Origin of the sequence: Aggregatibacter actinomycetemcomitans, assembly GCF_023518055.1 — a bacterium.
GTDB lineage: Bacteria > Pseudomonadota > Gammaproteobacteria > Enterobacterales > Pasteurellaceae > Aggregatibacter > Aggregatibacter actinomycetemcomitans.
This window is the reverse complement of sequence record NZ_CP085096.1, coordinates 411870-434085: the sequence shown is the minus strand read 5'-3', so window position 1 is coordinate 434085 and position 22216 is coordinate 411870. Positions and strand designations below refer to the sequence as shown.

The 22216-nt window shown below is 46.0% G+C and carries 16 protein-coding genes, 1 tRNA gene, 2 rRNA genes, 1 other RNA gene and 1 pseudogene; 7 read left to right on the top strand and 14 right to left on the bottom strand.

The window, feature by feature from the left end; genetic code table 11:
- Positions 1-6 precede the first annotated feature (6 nt).
- The 12 genes from LIN98_RS02165 to LIN98_RS02110 all read right to left on the bottom strand — a co-directional run bounded on the left by LIN98_RS02165 (position 7) and on the right by LIN98_RS02110 (position 9409).
- Entirely contained in the window at positions 7-390 is a 384-nt protein-coding gene (locus tag LIN98_RS02165) for a hypothetical protein (RefSeq protein ID WP_005594660.1), read from the bottom strand.
- Positions 391-483: 93 nt separating this feature from the next.
- On the bottom strand, positions 484-795 hold the full coding sequence (locus LIN98_RS02160; RefSeq protein WP_005594659.1) for a hypothetical protein: 312 nt from the start codon (positions 793-795) through the stop codon (positions 484-486).
- 24 nt (positions 796-819) lie between these two features.
- On the bottom strand, positions 820-1272 hold the full coding sequence (locus LIN98_RS02155) for a hypothetical protein (RefSeq protein WP_005594657.1): 453 nt from the start codon (positions 1270-1272) through the stop codon (positions 820-822).
- Positions 1273-1285: 13 nt separating this feature from the next.
- A complete protein-coding gene (locus LIN98_RS02150) occupies positions 1286-1546 on the bottom strand; it encodes a helix-turn-helix domain-containing protein (RefSeq protein ID WP_005594655.1) in 261 nt (86 codons plus the stop codon).
- Positions 1547-1556: 10 nt separating this feature from the next.
- Positions 1557-1766 carry a helix-turn-helix transcriptional regulator gene (locus LIN98_RS02145; RefSeq protein ID WP_005594653.1) on the bottom strand — a complete coding sequence of 70 codons (210 nt, stop codon included), beginning with the start codon at positions 1764-1766 and terminating at the stop codon, positions 1557-1559.
- A gap of 186 nt (positions 1767-1952) precedes the next feature.
- Positions 1953-2729: a hypothetical protein gene (locus LIN98_RS02140; protein ID WP_005594652.1), complete on the bottom strand. Its 777-nt coding sequence runs from the start codon at positions 2727-2729 to the stop codon at positions 1953-1955.
- Positions 2730-2738: 9 nt separating this feature from the next.
- Entirely contained in the window at positions 2739-3410 is a 672-nt protein-coding gene (locus tag LIN98_RS02135) for a hypothetical protein (protein WP_005594651.1), read from the bottom strand.
- Positions 3411-3583: 173 nt separating this feature from the next.
- The gene (locus tag LIN98_RS02130) at positions 3584-4828 is read right to left on the bottom strand and encodes a tyrosine-type recombinase/integrase (RefSeq protein WP_005594650.1); all 1245 of its coding nucleotides are present in this window, start codon (positions 4826-4828) and stop codon (positions 3584-3586) included.
- Positions 4829-5115: 287 nt separating this feature from the next.
- Positions 5116-5481, bottom strand: a transfer-messenger RNA (tmRNA) gene (gene ssrA / locus LIN98_RS02125).
- Between the two features lie 242 nt (positions 5482-5723).
- Complete coding sequence (locus LIN98_RS02120; RefSeq protein WP_005548515.1) at positions 5724-5954, bottom strand: YnbE family lipoprotein; 231 nt, start codon at positions 5952-5954, stop codon at positions 5724-5726.
- The gene (locus tag LIN98_RS02115; RefSeq protein WP_249856141.1) at positions 5951-8686 is read right to left on the bottom strand and encodes a YdbH family protein; all 2736 of its coding nucleotides are present in this window, start codon (positions 8684-8686) and stop codon (positions 5951-5953) included. Before LIN98_RS02115 ends, LIN98_RS02120 begins: the two co-directional genes overlap by 4 nt.
- 105 nt (positions 8687-8791) lie before the next feature.
- Positions 8792-9409 carry a MarC family protein gene (locus LIN98_RS02110; RefSeq protein WP_005568493.1) on the bottom strand — a complete coding sequence of 206 codons (618 nt, stop codon included), beginning with the start codon at positions 9407-9409 and terminating at the stop codon, positions 8792-8794.
- 80 nt (positions 9410-9489) lie between these two features.
- Between LIN98_RS02110 and LIN98_RS02105 the strand changes: the two are divergent.
- The 4 genes and pseudogenes from LIN98_RS02105 to LIN98_RS02090 all read left to right on the top strand — a co-directional run bounded on the left by LIN98_RS02105 (position 9490) and on the right by LIN98_RS02090 (position 13589).
- Positions 9490-11377: pseudogene (locus LIN98_RS02105) on the top strand (ABC transporter ATP-binding protein).
- A gap of 147 nt (positions 11378-11524) precedes the next feature.
- A complete protein-coding gene (recA, locus tag LIN98_RS02100; RefSeq protein ID WP_005544399.1) occupies positions 11525-12583 on the top strand; it encodes a recombinase RecA in 1059 nt (352 codons plus the stop codon).
- Between the two features lie 81 nt (positions 12584-12664).
- Positions 12665-13123 (top strand): recombination regulator RecX, encoded by a 459-nt coding sequence (gene recX / locus LIN98_RS02095; RefSeq protein WP_005548507.1) that lies wholly within the window; start codon positions 12665-12667, stop codon positions 13121-13123.
- 76 nt (positions 13124-13199) lie between these two features.
- Complete coding sequence (locus tag LIN98_RS02090; protein WP_005568497.1) at positions 13200-13589, top strand: RidA family protein; 390 nt, start codon at positions 13200-13202, stop codon at positions 13587-13589.
- A 71-nt stretch (positions 13590-13660) separates the two neighbouring features.
- Here LIN98_RS02090 and tkt read toward each other — a convergent pair whose 3' ends face one another.
- Positions 13661-15658: a transketolase gene (tkt, locus tag LIN98_RS02085; protein ID WP_249856140.1), complete on the bottom strand. Its 1998-nt coding sequence runs from the start codon at positions 15656-15658 to the stop codon at positions 13661-13663.
- 132 nt (positions 15659-15790) lie between these two features.
- The gene (tal, locus tag LIN98_RS02080; RefSeq protein ID WP_005571405.1) at positions 15791-16744 is read right to left on the bottom strand and encodes a transaldolase; all 954 of its coding nucleotides are present in this window, start codon (positions 16742-16744) and stop codon (positions 15791-15793) included.
- A gap of 522 nt (positions 16745-17266) precedes the next feature.
- On the opposite strand from tal, the gene LIN98_RS02075 reads away from it, so the two are divergent.
- The 3 genes from LIN98_RS02075 to LIN98_RS02065 all read left to right on the top strand — a co-directional run bounded on the left by LIN98_RS02075 (position 17267) and on the right by LIN98_RS02065 (position 22210).
- A 16S ribosomal RNA gene (locus LIN98_RS02075) occupies positions 17267-18806 on the top strand.
- A 99-nt stretch (positions 18807-18905) separates the two neighbouring features.
- A tRNA-Glu gene (locus LIN98_RS02070) sits at positions 18906-18981 on the top strand.
- Between the two features lie 206 nt (positions 18982-19187).
- Positions 19188-22210: ribosomal RNA gene (locus tag LIN98_RS02065) — 23S ribosomal RNA — on the top strand.
- The 16S and 23S rRNA genes sit together here with 1 tRNA gene alongside, the layout of an rRNA operon.
- Positions 22211-22216: the final 6 nt, after the last annotated feature.

Sequence of the window (22216 nt, the reverse complement as noted above, 5' to 3'; positions counted from 1 at the left end):
TCAGTTTTAAAAAGGTGATGTTTTAGTAGCGGATCTTTTTAATCTCGCCATTCCCTTAAATAGCCCTTTCATTCCTCGCGGAATCGCAAAAGGGTGCGGAGGCGGTTCAGGCGGTTGATAAGGCTCACCGCTTAATAAATCCGCCCGCCATGTTCTCAAGCGGTAATGTGGCAAGGTTTCCCCACGCTGTTGCATTTCTGCCTTTTCCTGCTCAATTTGTTCCGCTACTCGATAATGGTTCAGTAACTCGCTGGCTTTTGCCCGTAGTGTGTGCGGTTTCATTCTGCCGGCACGCCCTTCCCCTAATACCATTCGCAAAGCGTGCGTTGCATTGCCCATTCGGGCGTAGGTTTTCGCAAATTGGTTTCGTATTTCGCGGCCATATCCCATCGTTTTAAATTCCCCTTAATTGCTTTTGTGCAATATGCACCTATCCTGAACTTCCTCGCGCGCGTACTGCGCGTACTGATCGCAAAACTCTCTTTAGTCCACCACCGGCAAATCGACCGATTCGCTTTTGTCCTCTTGATTGCCAATTAGCATTTCAAGCTGTCCTTTCAGTATGTCTATTTCCATCAGGGCATAAGTGGCTTGGTCGCAAATAAACTCTAAAGCGTCTTTGTGCGTGAACGGAATTTGTACCTTTTGCCCGGTCTCATCAATTCGGGTTTGTGTTATTTTTCCATCAAGTGATAAATCAGCTATTTCATACATGAGCTCAATAATTGCGTAAATGCTCCATAGCGTCACCGTGTTGCATTTTTGATGGCGGGGTAATGGGTTTGTATTGGTCATTCTTTTCAATCGCTCCTTGCTCGTCTAATTCAATATTTTGCCCATTTCTACAAACTGGAACTTCTCGCCCTGTGAGTACTTTTCTTCAAGGTGTCGCATGGTTTCTTGTTTGGTATCAGTGGAAAGGATTTCAGCAAGTGGAATGAGTGCGCCATTTCCTTTTTTCATCGGATTAAATGCCATGCCATTTTCAGAAAGTGCAGTTAGTTCCTGTTGCATTTCCTCATCAATCAATAACGGGGCTTTTGTGCTTTGTTGAAGAAAAGCAATCATCATTAACGCCTCTTGCATCGTGTCAGCATCAATGCCCAGCGGTAGAAAATCGCCGACCTCAAGCCATAAAACGGCATTCATTCCCCAATCTTCAGAAGTCACCGTTAAATGTGGTAATTGAGCCTTTGAATAAGTAATTGAAATTGGGGTATTAATTAAATCTTTGCGCCCTTGTTCTGTTGAGCAGTCTTTGCAATCGGTCATTTTTAATTTCTCCTTAGTCGTTATATTGATAATTTTGGCTTACTGCGCTTTCATGTAGAACATAAACGCCTACACGGTGGGTTAAGCCGGTGTTGTCGGTTTCATCACGAAAGAACGTATCAATCAAATAACCTTGATTGCGCAATTCCTTAATGCGTGCCGGTGGGTAATAAACGCCCATTTGTCTCAGCTCATTCGTGCTATGCGGACGTTCTCTTAATCGTTCAATAGTGAATCGGCGTTGTTCGGACGTGCTGGTGGTGGAAATAATCATTAACGCCCTCCTATGCTCTCGCTTCTGCCAATTTGGCAATGTAAGAGTTAATTTCACTTTCCAAGTAACCGACTGAATTAACCCCTAATTGAATTTTCTTTGGAAAGTCCGGGCGGTAACGTTTCGATTTAGGGTTTTGCCAATCGGCAAAGGTGGATTTGCTTACGCCTAACATTTTCATGGTGTCAAGGCGGCGGATAATGCGATCTGATTGATTCATTGTGTTTACTCCGTACTGGTTGGAATGGTTAAAGCCGTTTGGGGCTTCGTTGTGTCGGAGTGGATTATGAGACGAGGGGAGTATGAGGAATAGACTGAATAGTCTTGTTAGGTATGGATAGTCTAGGCAATAAAAAAGGGCTACCCCCTTTATTAGAGATAGCCCTTAAAATCAAAATAAACCCAGTTAAATAAACCCCTGAAAGGTATCTACCCCTATAGGGGTTTTCCCTCTGGTTTTGACTTTTTCAGGGGTTAGAATTTGATAAAATGCTACCGCTAATTTTGAGCTATCTGAGTAGTATTTCTTAACGTATTCCTCGAAATCTTCTTTCGTTGGATAAGAATGAGGATTGTCCGGGTCACACTTTTCGGCGATCAGTTTCGCTAGCTTAAACGCAAATTGTAAGTTTTCGCTAGTGTGTCCATGAATCGAACATTTATCATAATTAATGGAGTTTTGCTGTTGTTGTGTATTTTTATTTAATTGCGCTTTAAGTTCAGCATTTTCAGCTTGTAAGCGTTTAATTTCTTCCGATTGTTGAAGAATTGTAGTCGCTTGTGTTGAATCTACCGCATTATCATTAATTATTTGCCGGTATGGTGGGACATTCCATTTTAAGCCATGTGTTTTAGCCCATTTTGCGGCGGTCTCGTGCGTTAAGGAAACACCTGTAGTATTGCCGTTTATATCAGTTTCAATTCTTGCTGGTATATACTCTTTTTCGGCGGCTTGCTGGATTGCCTCATAAATTACATCATAGCGCGGGTGCTGGTGAGCGTTCCAGTTTCCAGGGTGAAGTCCTAGCAATAAGCACGTAACATCATGTAGAGACAATTCGGCAAACATTCTATAATCTTCTAGATAGTCATCTTCGCTGTTTGATTTCGTTATAGTTTTCCCTAGGATTTTTTCTATTTCGTTGCGATTTATAAGCAAAGTTTGAAAGTCATTTATGTTCATTCTTACCACCTAAAAAGGAATATCATCATCAAAAATTTCTTCATAGCCGTTATTTTTTGCCACAAATTGAAGGGCATTTTTAAAGCTCTGTTTGTCTGTTTCAATGCAAGGCTTTAAACCACCATATTCTCTATAAAGTGAAATGTATCTATCGCCTATAATTCTCAAAATATCGTTGGCGGTGTCAGTATAATTAAATCCCGTTTCATTTTTCGCCCACTCAATCAGATCATAAAGGCTTATATAATCACCTTTATTCTGACTTATTAATTGTGTTGATATAGGTGTAACTGGATTTAATAAAGTGATATTAAATACCTTCAATCTCTCTATAAATTCTCGCCTATTTACTGCTAAATTATTTAAATCTTCAATATCTGCACTATTCTTTGCTATTGCCTGTTCTAGAGGCTCTTTTAAATAATTTTGACTGTCAGAAAAATCAGATTGCATTGATATTGAAATAACATCCTTTTGGCTTAGATCATAAATCGAGCAGTAAGAGAAAGAATTTAGGTAAGCTCCATTTTGTTTATAGCCAATAAGTAAAGAAAGTACATCCTGAGCAGTTTTACTCAGCGTTTTTTGGGTGTGTTTTGATAGTTCTATAAGTAGATTTTTTATACTAACTAATGGTTCTGCATTATTTTTAAATGATTGGATAAATTCTGAGTTATCCATATAAACGCCCCTTAACGTTGCCCTTATTAGTGGAAGTGCGACAAATAGCAATAAGGGTTACTATCTTTCGGTTCGGTTAATTACGCCGCGCCTAGTCGCACCAATTCTTTAAATTATCAAACAGTAAAACGCTGTCAAAAACGACCGCACTTTACTTCATGTTTTATCAGTCTCTAAGCCACAATCTTCAAATGAAATTGCGGCAAAGTGCCTTGTGCGGATTGTTCTACAAAATCCGCCCATGCCTGTAATAGCTTGAATCGCTGTTCTAATTTTTCCCCTCTGTCATAGGCGGTTTTTACTCGGTCTGAATTGAGGTGTGATAGTGCTACCTCAATCAAATCACTATTAAAGCCCTGATCGTTTAAATAGGTGCTGGCGATACTACGTAAACCGTGTGCCACTAATTTACCGGCATAGCCCATTCTCTTAATCGCGGCATTTGCCGTTTGCGTGTTTACGTGGGATTGTGGGTTCTTTACACTGGGGAATAGGTAAGTTTTTCCGCCACTCAATTTTTTAATTTGCCCTAACAGGGCTAAGGCTTGCCGTGATAACGTGATTCTATGTTCAATGCCGCGTTTCATTTGCTCCGCCGGAATCGTCCATATTCTGTTTTTCTCGTCAATATCCGCCCATTTCGCCGTAGCCGCTTCGTTCGGTCTTGTCATGGTGAGCAGTTGCCATAAAATCAAATAACGCGTCTGTAAGTGAATCTGAGCGTTTTGTAGCGTGGACATAAATTCGCTTAAATCCTCAGGCTTAAGGGTTTTAAAATGTTCAACCGTTGGGCTGTCAAATTCCTTTGCGATATTCGCCGTTGGATTAAAAGAAATTAAGTCTCGGTGTAGGGCGTAAGTCATGATCTCGTTATGCTTCTGAATCGTCCGTTTGAGCTTTTCTAAGTGTCCTTCATCTTGATATTGCTTAAATGCTTTTAATGCCATTGGCGCGGTAATTTGAGAAATGGGTAAATGTCCGAAATGTGGCAATAAGCAACGATTAATCAAGCTTATAACGTCCTTTTGATAATTATCTGAAAAGTTTTTTTTGGTTTTGCGATACTCAAGCCACGCCCACGCCACTGCTTCATAGGTATTATTCAGCTCATTTTGCTTAGCTTGTTCTTGCTGTTGGCGATAGATTGCCGGATCGATATTCTGCGCAAGTAAAGATAAATATTCCTCTCTAATTGCTCTTGCCTGCTGTAAGGAAATATCAGGGTATTTGCCAACGCCAATTAACGCCCTTTTCTTTGGTTGCGTGAAAGGCTTGTAATAGTTAAACCGCCATAACTTAGCCCCATTGGGTTTAACCAACAGATAAAGCCCTTTGCCATCGGATAGGGTAAATTCCTTTTCCTGCGGCTTGGCTTTGTCTATTTTCGTGCTGTTTAACGGCGTGATTGTGCGTGCCATATTGCTTCTTTCTGAGAGTTGAAAACTGTTCTAAATAACTCCGACGGAGATTCAGACTTTTAAAAATTTGGATATAGCTAAAACATGAGCAAAACCTTTTGCTAACAGGTTTTGTATGGTTTTAGTTATACCGATTTTGTTATACGGCTATCAGTATAACTAAACGTATAACTAAAATTCAAGGATTTTATAGGATTGGGTAGGAACGCTTAGGATATAAAAAAGCCCTTGAGGTTAATATTTTCAAGGGCTTTTGGGATTTGATAAGTTTGCTTTGGATTGTTATTTGGTGGAGCTGGGGGGAGTTGAACCCCCGTCCGAAATTCCTCTGCCGTTAGCACTACACGTTTAGTCCGGTCTTTAAATTCACTTAATCCTGCGGACGGACACGCGACAATTAAGCTAGTTTGATTTAATTTAATGCTTCGATCCTCAAACGGTGGCTTCCACACGAGCTCGTTTTGGTTTGACTCCGCTTTATCCCCGTCTTACGAGCGGAAGCTGGGGAGCGAAGGCTAAAGGCAGGTTATTAAGCTGCTAAAGCGTATTGTTCGTCGTTTGCGACTATTTTTTTGCGGTTTATTTACGAGGCCTACCGCACCTCGACGTGCACTTCGGGCTTCGCTAATCCCGTCGAATCCAGAATCAGCCCCAAATTGCGCTAATGATAGCAAAATATAGCGTTAAATGAAAGATAGTAAACCTGCCGTACTTTATGCTGATAAATATCATATCCTTAAATGGTAAGCAGATGAGCCATCTCTCGGGATCTTAATAGCGCATGGGATGTCGATCGTGTTAATAAATCAGAAAGTGACATGGTTTCCCCTTTTCATTTTGTGGCGACTTAATTTTCTGCGTAATTATTAGACGATTTGTGATGCGCTAATCCGTTTTATTTTTCCGCCGGCGTTTTGTTCGCTTCAACTGCGCTATTTTCTCCGGCAGTCACTTTGGTTTTTTCATCTATTTTGACGTTAATATTGTGATCCACAATCACGTTCATATTGATAGTAATGCCTTCTTTGGGCGTATCAAGCTGAATGGTTGGTGTGCAGCCGGCAAGCGCCAATATGGTGGCGGTCAGGCAAAAAAAGTGCGGTGATTTTTTAAGATGTTTTTTCATTGTTCCAAATGTCGGTAAAGTCGATATTGCAAATTCTGTTCAAATTGCGAGCCGTAGTCAATCATATTCCACAGCTCAAACATATTTTCTTGGTGAGTGTAATTCAGGGTGATCGGGCTACGTGTGCGCTTGGTCGGGTTGAACGCGGTCAGGCTGGAATGTAATTTCATTTGCCCGTCTGGCGCAAGATTCAAGTTGGCACGGGATTTTTCCAATTCCATTTCTTTTAATAAATCCACTAAAATGTTTTCCGTCCAGCCGCCCTTTTTTAAGCCGGTGACGATTTCGTCGTTGAGTTTAATATGCAGGTTATTTACCTGTTCAATGGTGCCGTTACAGATCAGGCATTCCTGGTGTCCGAGCCAAAACGGCAAGGTGGCATTGACCCTTCCGTGCAGGCTGATTTGATTATATTGCGCCATGTTGATGACCTGCGCCAAGTCGATATTCTTGAAACTCAAGGTTGCTATTTTTTGTTGCGGGAAACTTAAACTCGGAATTTGCAACTCACCGTCAAAGACATTTATCCGCGCATTGCTCAAGGTGAGTGGCGATTTTGCTGAATTTGGGTAGGTCCCGAACAGGTTGAACACCGCTTTATTCATCAACAGCGCACCTTTACGGATATTGTTTGCCGACACACGAATAGGTTTGTTGCGCGAGGCTTTCAACGCCAGATCCTGATAATTTAACGGAAAACGAATATTCAGCCCTTGAATTTCGCCGTCGGGCATGGTGATTTCACCACCGCGCAGGTTCAGTTCACCGTGCAGCGCCACTCCGTCGCCGTTAATAACGAAGTTGCTGGCGCCTTTGATGGTGCCTTGGTGGATAATCCATTCCCATTGTTGCGGAAACAGCGATTGGAATACGTTGGCGGATTGCTCCTTCCAACCGATTTGTCCCGTCAGCGTCTGATTTTGATAACGGGCAGTAAGATCTAATGGGCCGAGCGAACCGGCTTTCAACTCACCGGCGATGGTAAAATGATTGATACTTTTGCCGTTTAGTCCGACGCCGAACACCGGCTTTACAAACCACCCGCCGTAGTTAAATTCGATCCAGTCGGTTTTTGCCTGCATCAGCCCGCGGATATGCTCTTTTTCATAATTCCAACGCAGTCGGTCTTTCAGCTCCAGTGACAGCGGTGCCATTTTTACCCCACCGGTATATACGTTGCCGGAATGCGCCGAAAGTTGGTTCAATTCAATATAATTCGCCTGCCAAAAGCCGATGCCTTGCATGGTGACGGCAGTTTTTAGCGCTTTCCATTGTGCGCTGCCGCTAATCGTCCAATCCCACCGGTTTGCCGCACGCATTTCTGCATTGTGCAGATTTTGTTGTTCGTCACGCAATTCAAAGACGGTTTTAATGCCGGCGATGAACTCGTGTGCCTGTCCGTCCAATTTCAAATTGAGGTTCTCAAATTGCGGGGTGAAGCCTTGCAAAGTTGCCTGTAGCCGTCCTTCCAGTCCATAGCGCCCGATTAACACATCGTCCAACGGCAGGCGAACATGAATTTTGGCATCCGGTTGCAGGTTATCCATTTTGAAAATTGACCCAGGGCGGAATTGCAAGATCGGATCGCTGAATGTGCCGCCGATATGATAATCCAGATTGGTTTGCGCGACGGTATTGTTATAACGCAGATCGCCGCGGGTTTTCAGGTCAAAGTTGAGTTCGTTCTGCTGCGTACCGCCGCCAATTTGTCCGCCTTTACCGGCAAACACGATTTCACCCTTGCCTTGTTCGCCGAAGGTTTGCAGAATGACATCCAAATCAATATTGAGCGGAAACCAGTTATCCTGCGGTTTGCGCAATGTCAAACCAAGGAAGCCCTTCACCGGCTGATAACCGTCGAAGGTCCAATAAAATGTCCCCCAGCTGACTTCCAAACTGTTTGGGGTGAGAATAAAAGGCACGTCAAGCAATGGCTCGCTGCGTACCAAATCCTGCGCATTGATTTGTCCTTTCTCGCCATCCCAAGTCCATTTGATTTCCCCTTTCGCCACAACAAACTCGGGATTTTGCCAGTTCAGCGTAATCTCGCCGCGAGGTTTCAGGCGCAATAATTCATTATTCATTTTTGTGGAGAACGTCAGGTGATAGGCTTGTTTTTCTGTGGGTTGAAAATCCGTTCGTCCCTGCCAGTGGAACTGCCCGTTTTGCGGCGTGAGGGTGGAACGGTGTTGCAATATCAGCGTCCCATTCTTTGTAGCTTCCTCTGTGGCTTCAGTGTTAATTTGCAGCCGCTTGCCGTCATAATTTGCCACGACGCTAAGGTCGGCGGTGATTAGCTGATTTAACAACGGTTGGGTGACGTTTTCGGTATTGAGTACCTTTAGGTGTTTGATTACCACTTCTGCGGTAGGCAGGGAGGAAAAAAGTGCGGTCAATTTTGGCGATGTTTTTCCATTGTCGTTGATATGCAGGCTGTTCAGGCAGGCATAATCCAGTGTCGCCTGTTCTACTTCAAGGCGACGGGGAGCCCACCAATTCAATTGAATGTTGTTGAGGGTCACGAGGTTGCATTGTGTTGCGCCGAGGCGTAATTGGGATACTTGTAAACCGTCCATATTAAGCGAACGCTCATTGCCGATTTGCAGCGTATAACCCGGCGCTAAGAAATAGTTGGCAAGTTGTTCCAATTGTTGAGACGTAATCCACCACGGTAGAGAACCGATCCCCGCCAAGATGAATAACAGCAATAAGAATAGCCAACGTTTTCCCACGATTACCTCATTAAAATAACATTACTAAGACCACAGAAGCGCCGAAAATTTTAAGCGGAATACCCGAAAAGTGCGGTCATAAAAAACGGTGTTTTTTTGAATAGACTAACTCATTTGCGTAAAGAAATCGCGAATCCCCACCAACATATTGTTGATAGCAACCGCTGCCAGGATTAATCCCATCACTCGACTGATCACCGCCGCACCGGTGTTGCCGAGCCAGCGTTGAATGCGATTTGCCGCGAGGAGCAAAAGGTAAGTGATTGCCAGAACGGACAACATAATTAAGGTGGTCATGGTTTGGTCGAACAGGCTGAAACGGTGGTTGTCGGTTAGCAACACAATCGCCATCATCGCCCCCGGTGAGGCGATGGACGGCACAGCTAACGGATACACCGCCAGTTCGTTTAAGTTGGAGGACAGCTTAATTTCCTGCTCCGCCTTGCCCTCACCGAAAATCATAGTGAGCGCGAATAACAATAGCACCAGGCCGCCGGCGATTTGGAAGGCGGTCAACGGAATTTGCATGGCTTCTAACAGTGCCTGTCCGGCAATGAGGAAGAAAATTAATATTCCGGCGGAAATCATGACGGCTTTTAACGCAATCTTGCGCCGATCTTCCACCGATAACCCGACGGTTTTCGTTAAGTAAACGGGAATGGAACCGATGGGATCGATAACCGCCCACAGTACGACAAATTGAACGATAAGAGAATCAAACATTGGCAACCCCAAGAAAAAAGTGGAAAATAATGCGCGTATTTTTATGACTCAATATCTTATATTAAATTCATTCTAAACCAATGCTTTTTTTCATTAACTTAACATTAAAACGTGGTTTAACCACCTTGCTCGAAAATGCCAACGCTACCATCAACCCCGGACAGAAAGTCGGGTTGGTCGGAAAAAACGGTTGCGGTAAGTCTTCTCTGTTCGCCTTGCTGAAAAATGAAATGAGCGCCGAAGGCGGCGAAATGTCTTTTCCGCCGAATTGGGCATTGGCATGGGTGAATCAGGAAACTCCCTCGCTGGATTGCCGCGCCATCGATTATGTGATTCAGGGCGATCGCGAATACAGCCGCCTGCAACAGGTATTACAACAGGCGAATACCGCCAATGACGGCAATGCTATCGCGGTGTTGCACAATCAGTTAGACGCCATTGATGCTTGGACCATTGAAGCCCGTGCCGGCGAATTATTGCACGGCTTAGGTTTCACCCAAGCGGAACTGGAACAACCGGTGAAGGCCTTTTCCGGTGGTTGGCGGATGCGCTTGAACTTGGCGCAGGCGCTGATTTGTCGCTCTGATTTATTGTTATTGGACGAGCCCACCAACCACTTGGATTTGGACGCGGTGATTTGGCTGGAACGTTGGTTAAAGCAATATCCCGGCACCTTGATCCTGATTTCGCACGATCGCGACTTTTTAGACCCTATTGTCGGCAAAATTCTACACATTGAACAACAAAAGCTGAACGAATATACCGGCGATTATTCTTCTTTCGAACAGCAACGGGCGACCAAATTGGCACAACAAAACGCCATGTATCGCCAGCAACAACTGAAAATCGACCATCTGCAACGTTATATCGATCGCTTCAAAGCCAAAGCCACCAAGGCGAAACAGGCGCAAAGCCGCATCAAGGCATTGGAGCGTATGGAAAAAATCGCGCCGGCGTATGTGGATAATCCGTTTCATTTTGAATTTCGCGAACCGTTGTCGCTGCCCAACCCGTTATTAATGATGGAAAACGCCTCGGTAGGCTACGGCGAGGGCGAAAAAAGTGCGGTGGAAATTTTAAGTAAAATTAAACTCAATCTGGTGCCCGGCTCGCGCATTGGTCTGCTGGGGAAAAACGGTGCGGGGAAATCTACTTTAATCAAATTATTGGCGGGCGAAATCGCGCCTACCGGCGGCACCATTCAGTTGGCAAAAGGCGTACAGTTGGGCTATTTCGCGCAGCACCAATTGGATACGTTGCGCGCCGACGAAAGCGCCCTGTGGCATTTACAAAAAATTGCCCCGCAACAGACGGAACAGCAACTGCGCGATTATTTGGGCGGATTTGCGTTTCACGGCGAAAAAGCGCGTCTGGTGCTGGCGCTCATCGTGTGGCAACGCCCGAATTTGCTGCTGCTGGACGAGCCGACCAACCACTTGGATTTTAGATATGCGTCAGGCGTTAACGGAAGCCTTGGTGGATTATCAGGGCTCTTTGGTGTTGGTGTCGCACGATCGCCATTTATTGCGTAACACAGTAGATGAATTTTATTTGGTGCACGATAAGCAGGTGGAGGAATTTAAAGGGGATTTGGGCGATTATCAAAAATGGCTGAACGAACAAAACGCCCAACCGACCATCACAAAAGCACAAACCGCGCCTGTTGAAAATGAAAACTCCGCCGCTAATCGTAAGGAACAAAAACGCAAAGAAGCGGAATTGCGCCAACAGCTCGCGCCGTTACGCAAACAGGCAACGCAGCTGGAAAATCAAATGGAAAAGCTGGGCGCGCAGTTACAACACATTGAAACAGCGCTGGCGGATCCGAATGTGTATGATGCCGAAATGAAAGCAAAACTGACCGCACTTTTAAACGATCAGGTGCAGACGAAAAAGCAACTGGAAGAAGTAGAAGCGGCATGGTTAGTCTTGCAGGAAGATATGGAAAACATCACAGCACAAGCATAATAGAAGGCGGAATAACGGCAAAATAATTGCGTTTTGGAAGCCGTATCACAGAATTTTTAAAAAGATCAAAATTTCACTTGATACTGTATATCGATACAGTTATTATAAGCGCGAATTTTTGATAATGATTTTCCCCGAGGTATAAAAATGGCAACTCAAGAAGAAAAGCAAAAAGCACTCGACGCGGCGTTAGGTCAAATTGAAAAACAATTTGGTAAAGGCGCCATCATGAAACTCGGCGACAGCCAAAAACTGGACATTGAAGCGATTTCCACCGGTTCTTTCGGTCTTGACCTAGCACTAGGCATCGGCGGTTTGCCGATGGGGCGTATCGTGGAGATTTTCGGGCCGGAATCTTCAGGTAAAACTACTTTAACCCTTTCTGTGATTGCGGAAGCACAAAAAACCGGCAAAACCTGTGCCTTTATTGATGCGGAACATGCTTTAGACCCGATTTATGCCTCCAAACTCGGCGTGGATGTAAAAGAACTTTTAGTTTCCCAGCCGGACAACGGCGAACAGGCGCTGGAAATTTGTGATGCGTTGGTGCGTTCCGGTGCGGTGGATGTAATTATCGTTGACTCCGTTGCCGCCTTAACGCCGAAAGCGGAAATTGAAGGCGACATGGGCGATTCCCACATGGGATTACAAGCGCGTTTAATGTCTCAAGCATTGCGTAAACTTACCAGCCAAATTAAAAACGCCAACTGCTTGGTGATTTTCATCAACCAAATTCGGATGAAAATCGGCGTGATGTTCGGTAATCCGGAAACCACCACCGGCGGTAACGCGTTGAAATTCTATGCCTCGGTGCGTTTGGATATTCGCCGCGTGGGTTCTATCAAAGAGGGTGATGAAGTTATCGGTAATGAAACTCGTGTGAAAGTGGTGAAAAACAAAGTGGCGCCACCGTTCCGCCAAGTGGATTTCCAAATTCTGTACGGCGAAGGTATTTCCAAAGAAAGCGAACTGATTGAGCTCGGCGTGAAACATAAACTCATCAGCAAAGCAGGTGCGTGGTACGCTTACCAAAACGAGAAAATCGGTCAGGGCAAAACCAATGCTATGAAATGGTTGAAAGACAATCCTGAACAAGCCAAATTTATCGAAAGCACCTTGCGTGATGAATTGTTGGCACATCCGGAATCTGCCATCACTGCGGAAGTAGAAAACGAAGCGGGTAATGGCGAAGGCGATTTCGAATAAGGTGTGGTTATACATAAAAGTGCGGTCGAAAATGACCGCACTTTTTCTATCGGCTTCCTCAATAATGACAAGTAACACAATATGTCTTCTCTTGCGCTCAATTATGTGATGAATTTACTTTCCCGCCGTGAATACAGCGAGTTTGAACTGCGTTGCAAAATGCAGGAAAAAGCCTTTTCCGAAAACGACATCGATCAGGTAATTGCCCATTGTCAGCAAAAAAACTGGCAAAGCGATGTACGATTCACGGAAAGCTATTTGCACAGCCGTGCCCAGCGGGGTTATGGTGCCAATCAAATCAAACAGGAATTACGCCAGTTAAAAGGGGTTGAAAGCGCAACCATTGAATCGGTAATGCGCGAATGTGAAATTGATTGGTCCGAGTTGGCGTTAACCGTATTACGCAAAAAATTTCCCGATTACAAAGCAAAACAACCGCCGAAGATGCGACAAAAGATCTGGCAATATATGCTGTCGCACGGTTTTCATGGCGATGATTTTGCCGATTATGTGGGATCGGAGCCCGATGAATTTGATTAACACCACCTTAAAACTGACATTCCGCCGATCTGGGCGTAGAATGACGACGATGTAACAAACTAATTAAGGAGAAAAAATGACTAAAATAATTCATACCGATAAAGCACCGGCAGCCATTGGTCCTTATGTACAAGCGGTGGATTTAGGCAATTTGGTGTTGACATCCGGACAAATTCCGGTCAATCCGGTAACAGGCGAGGTGCCGAAAGAGATTGTGGCGCAGGCCCGTCAGTCTTTAGAAAACGTAAAAGCCATTATTGAACAGGCGGGTTTGAAGGTTGCCGATATTGTGAAAACCACGGTGTTTGTGAAAGACTTGAATGATTTTGCTGCGGTAAACGCCGAATATGAGCGTTTCTTCAAAGAAAACAATCACCCGAACTTCCCGGCGCGTTCTTGCGTAGAAGTTGCCCGCTTGCCGAAAGATGTGGGCTTGGAAATTGAGGCGATTGCGGTAAGAGCCTAATTTCATCACGAATAGATGAAACAAAAAACCACCTCTGATGAGGTGGTTTTTTATTAAAGTGCGGTCAGAAATTAGAGTATTTCTTTTGCCTTGGCGACGACGTTATCCACCGTAAAACCAAAGAGTTTGAATAATTGGTCTGCCGGTGCAGATTCGCCGAAGCTGTGCATACCGATGATTCGGCCGTTGAAGCCGACATATTTGTACCAGAAGTCGGAAATTCCGGTTTCAATGGCGACACGTTTAGTCACGGCGACAGGCAACACGGATTCGCGATAAGCTTCATCTTGTTTATCAAACACGTTGGTGCTTGGCATGGAAACCACACGAACTTTTTTGCCTTCCGCGGTTAATTGTTCTGCTGCTTTCACTGCTAATTCCACTTCAGAACCGGTGGCGATAAAGATCAGTTCCGGCGTACCGGCACAATCTTTTAAGACATACGCCCCGCGCGCCACATTTGCCAGTTGCTCGGAAGTGCGGTCCATCTGCGCCAAGTTTTGGCGGGTAAAAATTAAGGCGCTTGGACCATCCGTTCTTTCAATCGCCGCTTTCCACGCAATGGCGGATTCCACTTGGTCGCAAGGACGCCATGTGTTCAAGTTAGGAATTAAACGTAATGCCGCAGTTTGTTCTACCGGTTGGTGGGTCGGGCCGTCTTCGCCTAAGCCGATGGAATCGTGGGTGAACACAAATAAGGAACGTTGCTTCATTAGGGCCGCCATGCGAATGGCGTTGTGGGCGTATTCCATGAACATCAGGAAGGTGGCGCCGTAAGGAATGAAGCCGCCGTGCAAGGCGATACCGTTCATGATCCCCGCCATACCGAATTCGCGCACGCCGTAGTTGATGTAGTTACCATCAACGTTTTGGGTGGCACGGATTGGTTTGGAACCGGACCAAAGGGTTAAGTTGGAACTTGCCAAGTCGGCAGAACCGCCCAGTAATTCAGGTAAAATTTTGGCGTAGGCTTCAATGGCATTTTGTGAGGCTTTGCGGCTTGCAATGCTTGCCGGATTGGCTTGTAAATGCTCAACAAATGCTTGAGAGTCTTTTGCCCAGTCGGCCGGCAGTTTTTTCGCTATGCGGCGGGTGAATTCAGCCGCTAATTCAGGATAGGCTTTGGCATACGCGGCAAATTTTTCATCCCAGGCTTTTTCCCATTCCGCGCCTTTTGCTTTGGCATCCCATTGCGCATAAATGTCCGCCGGAATTTCAAACGGGGCATAATCCCAATGTAACGCTTTGCGGGTTAAAGCGATTTCTTCGTCGCCTAACGGCGCGCCGTGGCTGTCATGAGAGTTGGATTTATTTGGTGAACCGAAACCGATAATGGTTTTACAGATAATTAATGTTGGTTTGGCGGTTTCCGCTTGCGCTTGTTTGATGGCTTCGGCAATTTGTGCCGGATTGTGACCGTCAATTGCCGGAATCACTTGCCAGCCGTATGCTTCAAAGCGTTTTTGTGTATCGTCGGTGAACCAGCCGTCAACGTGTCCGTCGATAGAGATATTGTTGTCATCATAGAATGCGATCAATTTACCCAAACCTAAGGTACCCGCTAAAGAACAGGCTTCGTGGGAAATTCCTTCCATTAAACAACCATCGCCTAAAAAGGCGTAAGTATAGTGATCAACGATGTTATGACCGTCACGGTTAAATTGACCGGCAAGGGTTTTTTCCGCAATTGCCATCCCCACCGCATTGGTAATACCTTGTCCTAACGGACCGGTGGTGGTTTCTACGCCCGGAGTGTAGCCGTATTCAGGATGGCCCGGTGTTTTGGAGTGCAGTTGACGGAATTGTTTTAAATCTTCGATGGATAAATCGTAACCGCTGAGGTGTAATAAGCTGTAAATCAGCATGGAACCGTGTCCGTTGGACAGCACAAAACGGTCGCGGTTAGCCCATTGCGGGTTGGTCGGGTTGTGGTGTAAAAAATCACGCCATAATACTTCGGCGATATCCGCCATGCCCATAGGTGCGCCCGGGTGACCGGATTTCGCTTTTTGTACCGCATCCATACTTAAAAAACGAATTGCATTGGCGAGTTGTTGACGATTTGACATTATGCCTCCTGATGTGAATAAATTTTACAAAAATAGAAAATGCTTATAAAAAAGTGCGGTCGGATTTCCCGGCGTTTTTAAAATACCGAAAATTCCCACCGCACTTTTGCTCAAGACATGACTAACGAACCATTACCATTTGGACAGTAACATTTCTTCCAATTTGCCTTGGTCAACGGCAAATTTGCGAATACCTTCCGCCAGTTTTTCTACCGCCATGGCATCGCTGTTATGCTGCCAATAGAACTCTGTTTCGGTTAACGGCTGCGGTTTAGCTTTAACTTCACCTTGGAAATCTAATTTTCTGACAACGGCATTTGGCGTTTCGTGTAAGATTTTCAATAATGGCGGGGCGATGGTTAAACGGTCACAACCGGCTAATTCGATGATTTCGCCGACATTACGGAAGCTGGCGCCCATGACCACTGTTTTATAGCCGTATTGTTTGTAATAATTGTAGATTTTGGTGACGGAAATCACGCCCAGATCTTCAGCCGGTGCGTATTCTTTCTTATCGGAATTGGCTTTATACCAGTCTAAAATACGACCGACAAACGGCGAAATTAAGTAAACACCGGCTTCCGCACAGGCACGGGCTTGGGCTTCGGAGAATAATAGGGTTAGGTTACAGTTAATGCCTTCTTTTTCTAAAATTTCCGCGGCACGGATACCCTGCCAGGTGGACGCAATTTTAATCAAAATACGGTTTTTATTAATGCCTGCCGCTTCATAAAGGGCAATAAGTTTTCTGGCTTTCGCAACGGTGGCTTGCGTGTCATAAGAAAGACGGGCATCCACTTCGGTAGAAACACGACCCGGCACCAGTTTTAAGATTTCTAAGCCGATGTTTACCGCTAATTTATCTTCCGCATCAATAAGTTGTTGTGATTTATCTTGGCTTTTCTGTTTGCCGTAAGTAATGGCTTCATCAATCAGTGCGGCATATTGTGGAAGTGCTGCTGCACTAAGAATCAGGGATGGGTTAGTTGTCGCATCTTCCGGTTTGTATTGGCGAATTGCATCAATATCGCCGGTATCGGCGACCACAGTAGTAAGTTCACGAAGAGAATCTAGCTGGTTAGTCATAATTTATTCCTTTTTTTGTGTTTGAATTTGAGAGATGGAAAACGACGAGTTGATTATCAGAAAACTATCATATCCGTGGCAAAAAACTACCGGAAATATAACCGTATTTGATACAGAAAGCAACTTTAAAATACCTTTATAAAAGCGCGTTTCACATAATGAAATTAATAGGTTTTATCTTGTTAAATTAATGTTAAATATTTGTATTTTTTAGCGCGGCTAAAATTTCATGATATGCAAATTATTAGCAATTGGAAAAAAAGTTCAATTTTTTTGTAAAAAACTCTTGCAAAGAATTAGTAAATACCTATAATACGCGGGCACAACGACGCGCCGTTGTAGGGTTTTATAGACAGCGCGTCGTTTTTTGTTCTTTAACAATCAATCATACAAACTGTGTGGGCACTTATAGATTCGTTTTAAATGATTTTAAGATTGAACTTAATAGGTGCCGGAAGATTCGTTTATTTATATTATTTATAATAGATTAATTAAGTCAGCTATTGAGGGATTAAGCTTTTTGAATTGAAGAGTTTGATCATGGCTCAGATTGAACGCTGGCGGCAGGCTTAACACATGCAAGTCGGACGGTAGCAGGAGAAAGCTTGCTTTCTTGCTGACGAGTGGCGGACGGGTGAGTAATGCTTGGGAATCTGTCTTATGGAGGGGGATAACGACGGGAAACTGTCGCTAATACCGCGTAGAGTCGGGAGACGAAAGTGCGGGACTTTATGGCCGCATGCCATGAGATGAGCCCAAGTGTGATTAGGTAGTTGGTGGGGTAAAGGCCTACCAAGCCGACGATCGCTAGCTGGTCTGAGAGGATGGCCAGCCACACCGGGACTGAGACACGGCCCGGACTCCTACGGGAGGCAGCAGTGGGGAATATTGCGCAATGGGGGCAACCCTGACGCAGCCATGCCGCGTGAATGAAGAAGGCCTTCGGGTTGTAAAGTTCTTTCGGTATTGAGGAAGGTTGGTGTGTTAATAGCATGCCAAATTGACGTTAAATACAGAAGAAGCACCGGCTAACTCCGTGCCAGCAGCCGCGGTAATACGGGGGGTGCGAGCGTTAATCGGAATAACTGGGCGTAAAGGGCACGTAGGCGGACCTTTAAGTGAGGTGTGAAATCCCCGGGCTTAACCTGGGAATTGCATTTCATACTGGGGGTCTGGAGTACTTTAGGGAGGGGTAGAATTCCACGTGTAGCGGTGAAATGCGTAGAGATGTGGAGGAATACCGAAGGCGAAGGCAGCCCCTTGGGGATGTACTGACGCTGATGTGCGAAAGCGTGGGGAGCAAACAGGATTAGATACCCTGGTAGTCCACGCTGTAAACGGTGTCGATTTGGGGATTGGGGTTTAGCCCTGGTGCCCGAAGCTAACGTGATAAATCGACCGCCTGGGGAGTACGGCCGCAAGGTTAAAACTCAAATGAATTGACGGGGGCCCGCACAAGCGGTGGAGCATGTGGTTTAATTCGATGCAACGCGAAGAACCTTACCTACTCTTGACATCCGAAGAAGAACTCAGAGATGGGTTTGTGCCTTAGGGAGCTTTGAGACAGGTGCTGCATGGCTGTCGTCAGCTCGTGTTGTGAAATGTTGGGTTAAGTCCCGCAACGAGCGCAACCCTTATCCTTTGTTGCCAGCGACGTGGTCGGGAACTCAAAGGAGACTGCCGGTGATAAACCGGAGGAAGGTGGGGATGACGTCAAGTCATCATGGCCCTTACGAGTAGGGCTACACACGTGCTACAATGGCGTATACAGAGGGTAACCAACCAGCGATGGGGAGTGAATCTCAGAAAGTGCGTCTAAGTTCGGATTGGAGTCTGCAACTCGACTCCATGAAGTCGGAATCGCTAGTAATCGCGAATCAGAATGTTGCGGTGAATACGTTCCCGGGCCTTGTACACACCGCCCGTCACACCATGGGAGTGGGTTGTACCAGAAGTGGATAGCTGAACCGAGAGGGTGGCGTTTACCACGGTATGATTCATGACTGGGGTGAAGTCGTAACAAGGTAACCGTAGGGGAACCTGCGGTTGGATCACCTCCTTACATACGAACGACTTTAAGTGTTCACACAGTTTGTTTGATGATTGTAGGCAATGGAAGAACAAAGGAAAAAGTGAAGGAAAGATAGTATCTTTACATGTTGTCCCCATCGTCTAGAGGCCTAGGACATCGCTCTTTCACGGCGGTAACCGGGGTTCGAATCCCCGTGGGGACGCCATTTAAAGATGATTATCCGTCTTATCTGTTCTTTAAAAATCCGGAAACAAGCTGAAAACGAGACTTTCAAGGAAGTCTGAGCGAGTGATTGAGAAAAGGCGATTACTCGACTTTAATTTAAAACTGTTATTAATCGCAGCGCGGGTATGCCACTTATGGTGAATATACTAATATCCTATGAGAGGGCAAGAATACTTGAGGTTGTATGGTTAAGAGACAAAGCGTACAAGGTGGATGCCTTGGCAATCAGAGGCGAAGAAGGACGTGCTAATCTGCGAAAAGCTCGGATGAGTCGATAAGAGGCGTTTAATCCGAGATATCCGAATGGGGAAACCCAGTGGGTGAAGAACCCACTATCATTACCTGAATCCATAGGGTAATGAGGCGAACCGGGAGAACTGAAACATCTAAGTACCCCGAGGAAAAGAAATCAACCGAGATTTTGTGAGTAGCGGCGAGCGAAAGCGAAAGAGCCTGTTAGTGATAGCGACAGAGACAGAGGAATGTGCTGGGAAGCACAGCGAGACAGGGTGATAGCCCCGTACTCGAAGTCTGGGTCGTGGTACTAAGCTAACGAGAAGTAGGGCGGGACACGTGATATCCTGTTTGAAGAAGGGGGGCCCATCCTCCAAGGCTAAATACTCCTGATTGACCGATAGTGAAGCAGTACTGTGAAGGAAAGGCGAAAAGAACCGGGGTGACCGGAGTGAAATAGAACCTGAAACCTTGTACGTACAAGCAGTGGGAGCCCGAAAGGGTGACTGCGTACCTTTTGTATAATGGGTCAGCGAGTTATATTTTGTAGCGAGGTTAACCGGATAGGGGAGCCGAAGGGAAACCGAGTCTTAACTGGGCGCTTAGTTGCAAGGTATAGACCCGAAACCCGGTGATCTAGCCATGGGCAGGTTGAAGGTTGGGTAACACTAACTGGAGGACCGAACCGACTAATGTTGAAAAATTAGCGGATGACTTGTGGCTGGGGGTGAAAGGCCAATCAAACCGGGAGATAGCTGGTTCTCCCCGAAATCTATTTAGGTAGAGCCTTGAGCGGACACCTTTGGGGGTAGAGCACTGTTTCGGCTAGGGGGCCATCCCGGCTTACCAACCCGATGCAAACTACGAATACCGAAGAGTGATACTCAGGAGACACACGGCGGGTGCTAACGTCCGTCGTGGAGAGGGAAACAACCCAGACCGCCAGCTAAGGTCCCAAAGTACTAATTAAGTGGGAAACGAAGTGGGAAGGCTTAGACAGCTAGGATGTTGGCTTAGAAGCAGCCATCATTTAAAGAAAGCGTAATAGCTCACTAGTCGAGTCGGCCTGCGCGGAAGATATAACGGGGCTAAAATTAGTCACCGAAGCTGCGGCATCAGGCGTATCACTAATACGCCTTACGATTAACAACTTGCGAAACGAAGAGAAGCAAGTTGGTCAAGCGCCAAACACGTTGAGACGGAAGTCATGACGGGAAGTGCGGTTGGGAATTGAGGAATATTAGTGATACGCCTGTTGGGTAGGGGAGCGTTGTGTAAGCGGAAGAAGGTGTATTGAGAAGTATGCTGGACGTATCACAAGTGCGAATGCTGACATAAGTAACGATAAAACGGGTGAAAAACCCGTTCGCCGGAAGACCAAGGGTTCCTGTCCAACGTTAATCGGGGCAGGGTGAGTCGGCCCCTAAGGCGAGGCTGAAAAGCGTAGTCGATGGGAAACGGGTTAATATTCCCGTACTTGGTAAAGCTGCGATGTGGGGACGGAGCAGGTTAGGTTAGCGTACTGTTGGATATGTACGTTTAAGTTGGTAGGTGGGGAGCTTAGGCAAATCCGGGCTCCTGTTAACACTGAGAGATGATGACGAGACTCTACGGAGTTGAAGTAACCGATACCACACTTCCAGGAAAAGCCACTAAGCGAAAGGCTTTACTAAACCGTACTGAAAACCGACACAGGTGGTCAGGTAGAGAATACTCAGGCGCTTGAGAGAACTCGGGTGAAGGAACTAGGCAAAATAGCACCGTAACTTCGGGAGAAGGTGCGCCGGCGTAGATTGTAAGGGCTTGCCCCTGAAGGTTGAACCGGTCGAAGATACCAGCTGGCTGCAACTGTTTACTAAAAACACAGCACTCTGCAAACACGAAAGTGGAGGTATAGGGTGTGATGCCTGCCCGGTGCTGGAAGGTTAATTGATGGTGTAATCGAAAGAGAAGCTCCTGATCGAAGCCCCAGTAAACGGCGGCCGTAACTATAACGGTCCTAAGGTAGCGAAATTCCTTGTCGGGTAAGTTCCGACCTGCACGAATGGCATAATGATGGCCAGGCTGTCTCCACCCGAGACTCAGTGAAATTGAAATCGCCGTGAAGATGCGGTGTACCCGCGGCTAGACGGAAAGACCCCGTGAACCTTTACTATAGCTTGACACTGAACATTGAATTTTGATGTGTAGGATAGGTGGGAGACTATGAAGTAGTGACGCCAGTCATTATGGAGTCGACGTTGAAATACCACCCTTTAACGTTTGATGTTCTAACGAGACATCGATTACAGGTGTTCGGACAGTGTCTGGTGGGTAGTTTGACTGGGGCGGTCTCCTCCCAAAGCGTAACGGAGGAGCACGAAGGTTTGCTAATCACGGTCGGACATCGTGAGGTTAGTGCAATGGTATAAGCAAGCTTAACTGCGAGACGGACAGGTCGGGCAGGTACGAAAGTAGGTCATAGTGATCCGGTGGTTCTGCATGGAAGGGCCATCGCTCAACGGATAAAAGGTACTCCGGGGATAACAGGCTGATACCGCCCAAGAGTTCATATCGACGGCGGTGTTTGGCACCTCGATGTCGGCTCATCACATCCTGGGGCTGAAGTAGGTCCCAAGGGTATGGCTGTTCGCCATTTAAAGTGGTACGCGAGCTGGGTTTAGAACGTCGTGAGACAGTTCGGTCCCTATCTGCCGTGGGCGTAGGAGAATTGGTTGGGGCTGCTCCTAGTACGAGAGGACCGGAGTGGACGCACCGCTGGTGTTCCGGTTGTGTCGCCAGACGCATAGCCGGGTAGCTAAGTGCGGGAGAGATAAGTGCTGAAAGCATCTAAGCACGAAACTTGCCAAGAGATGAGTTCTCCCAGACTTTAGGTCTGTAAGGGTTGTTAAAGACTATGACGTAGATAGGCGTGGTGTGTAAGCGTAGTGATATGTTGAGCTAACACGTACTAATTGCCCGAGGGGCTTAGCCATACAACG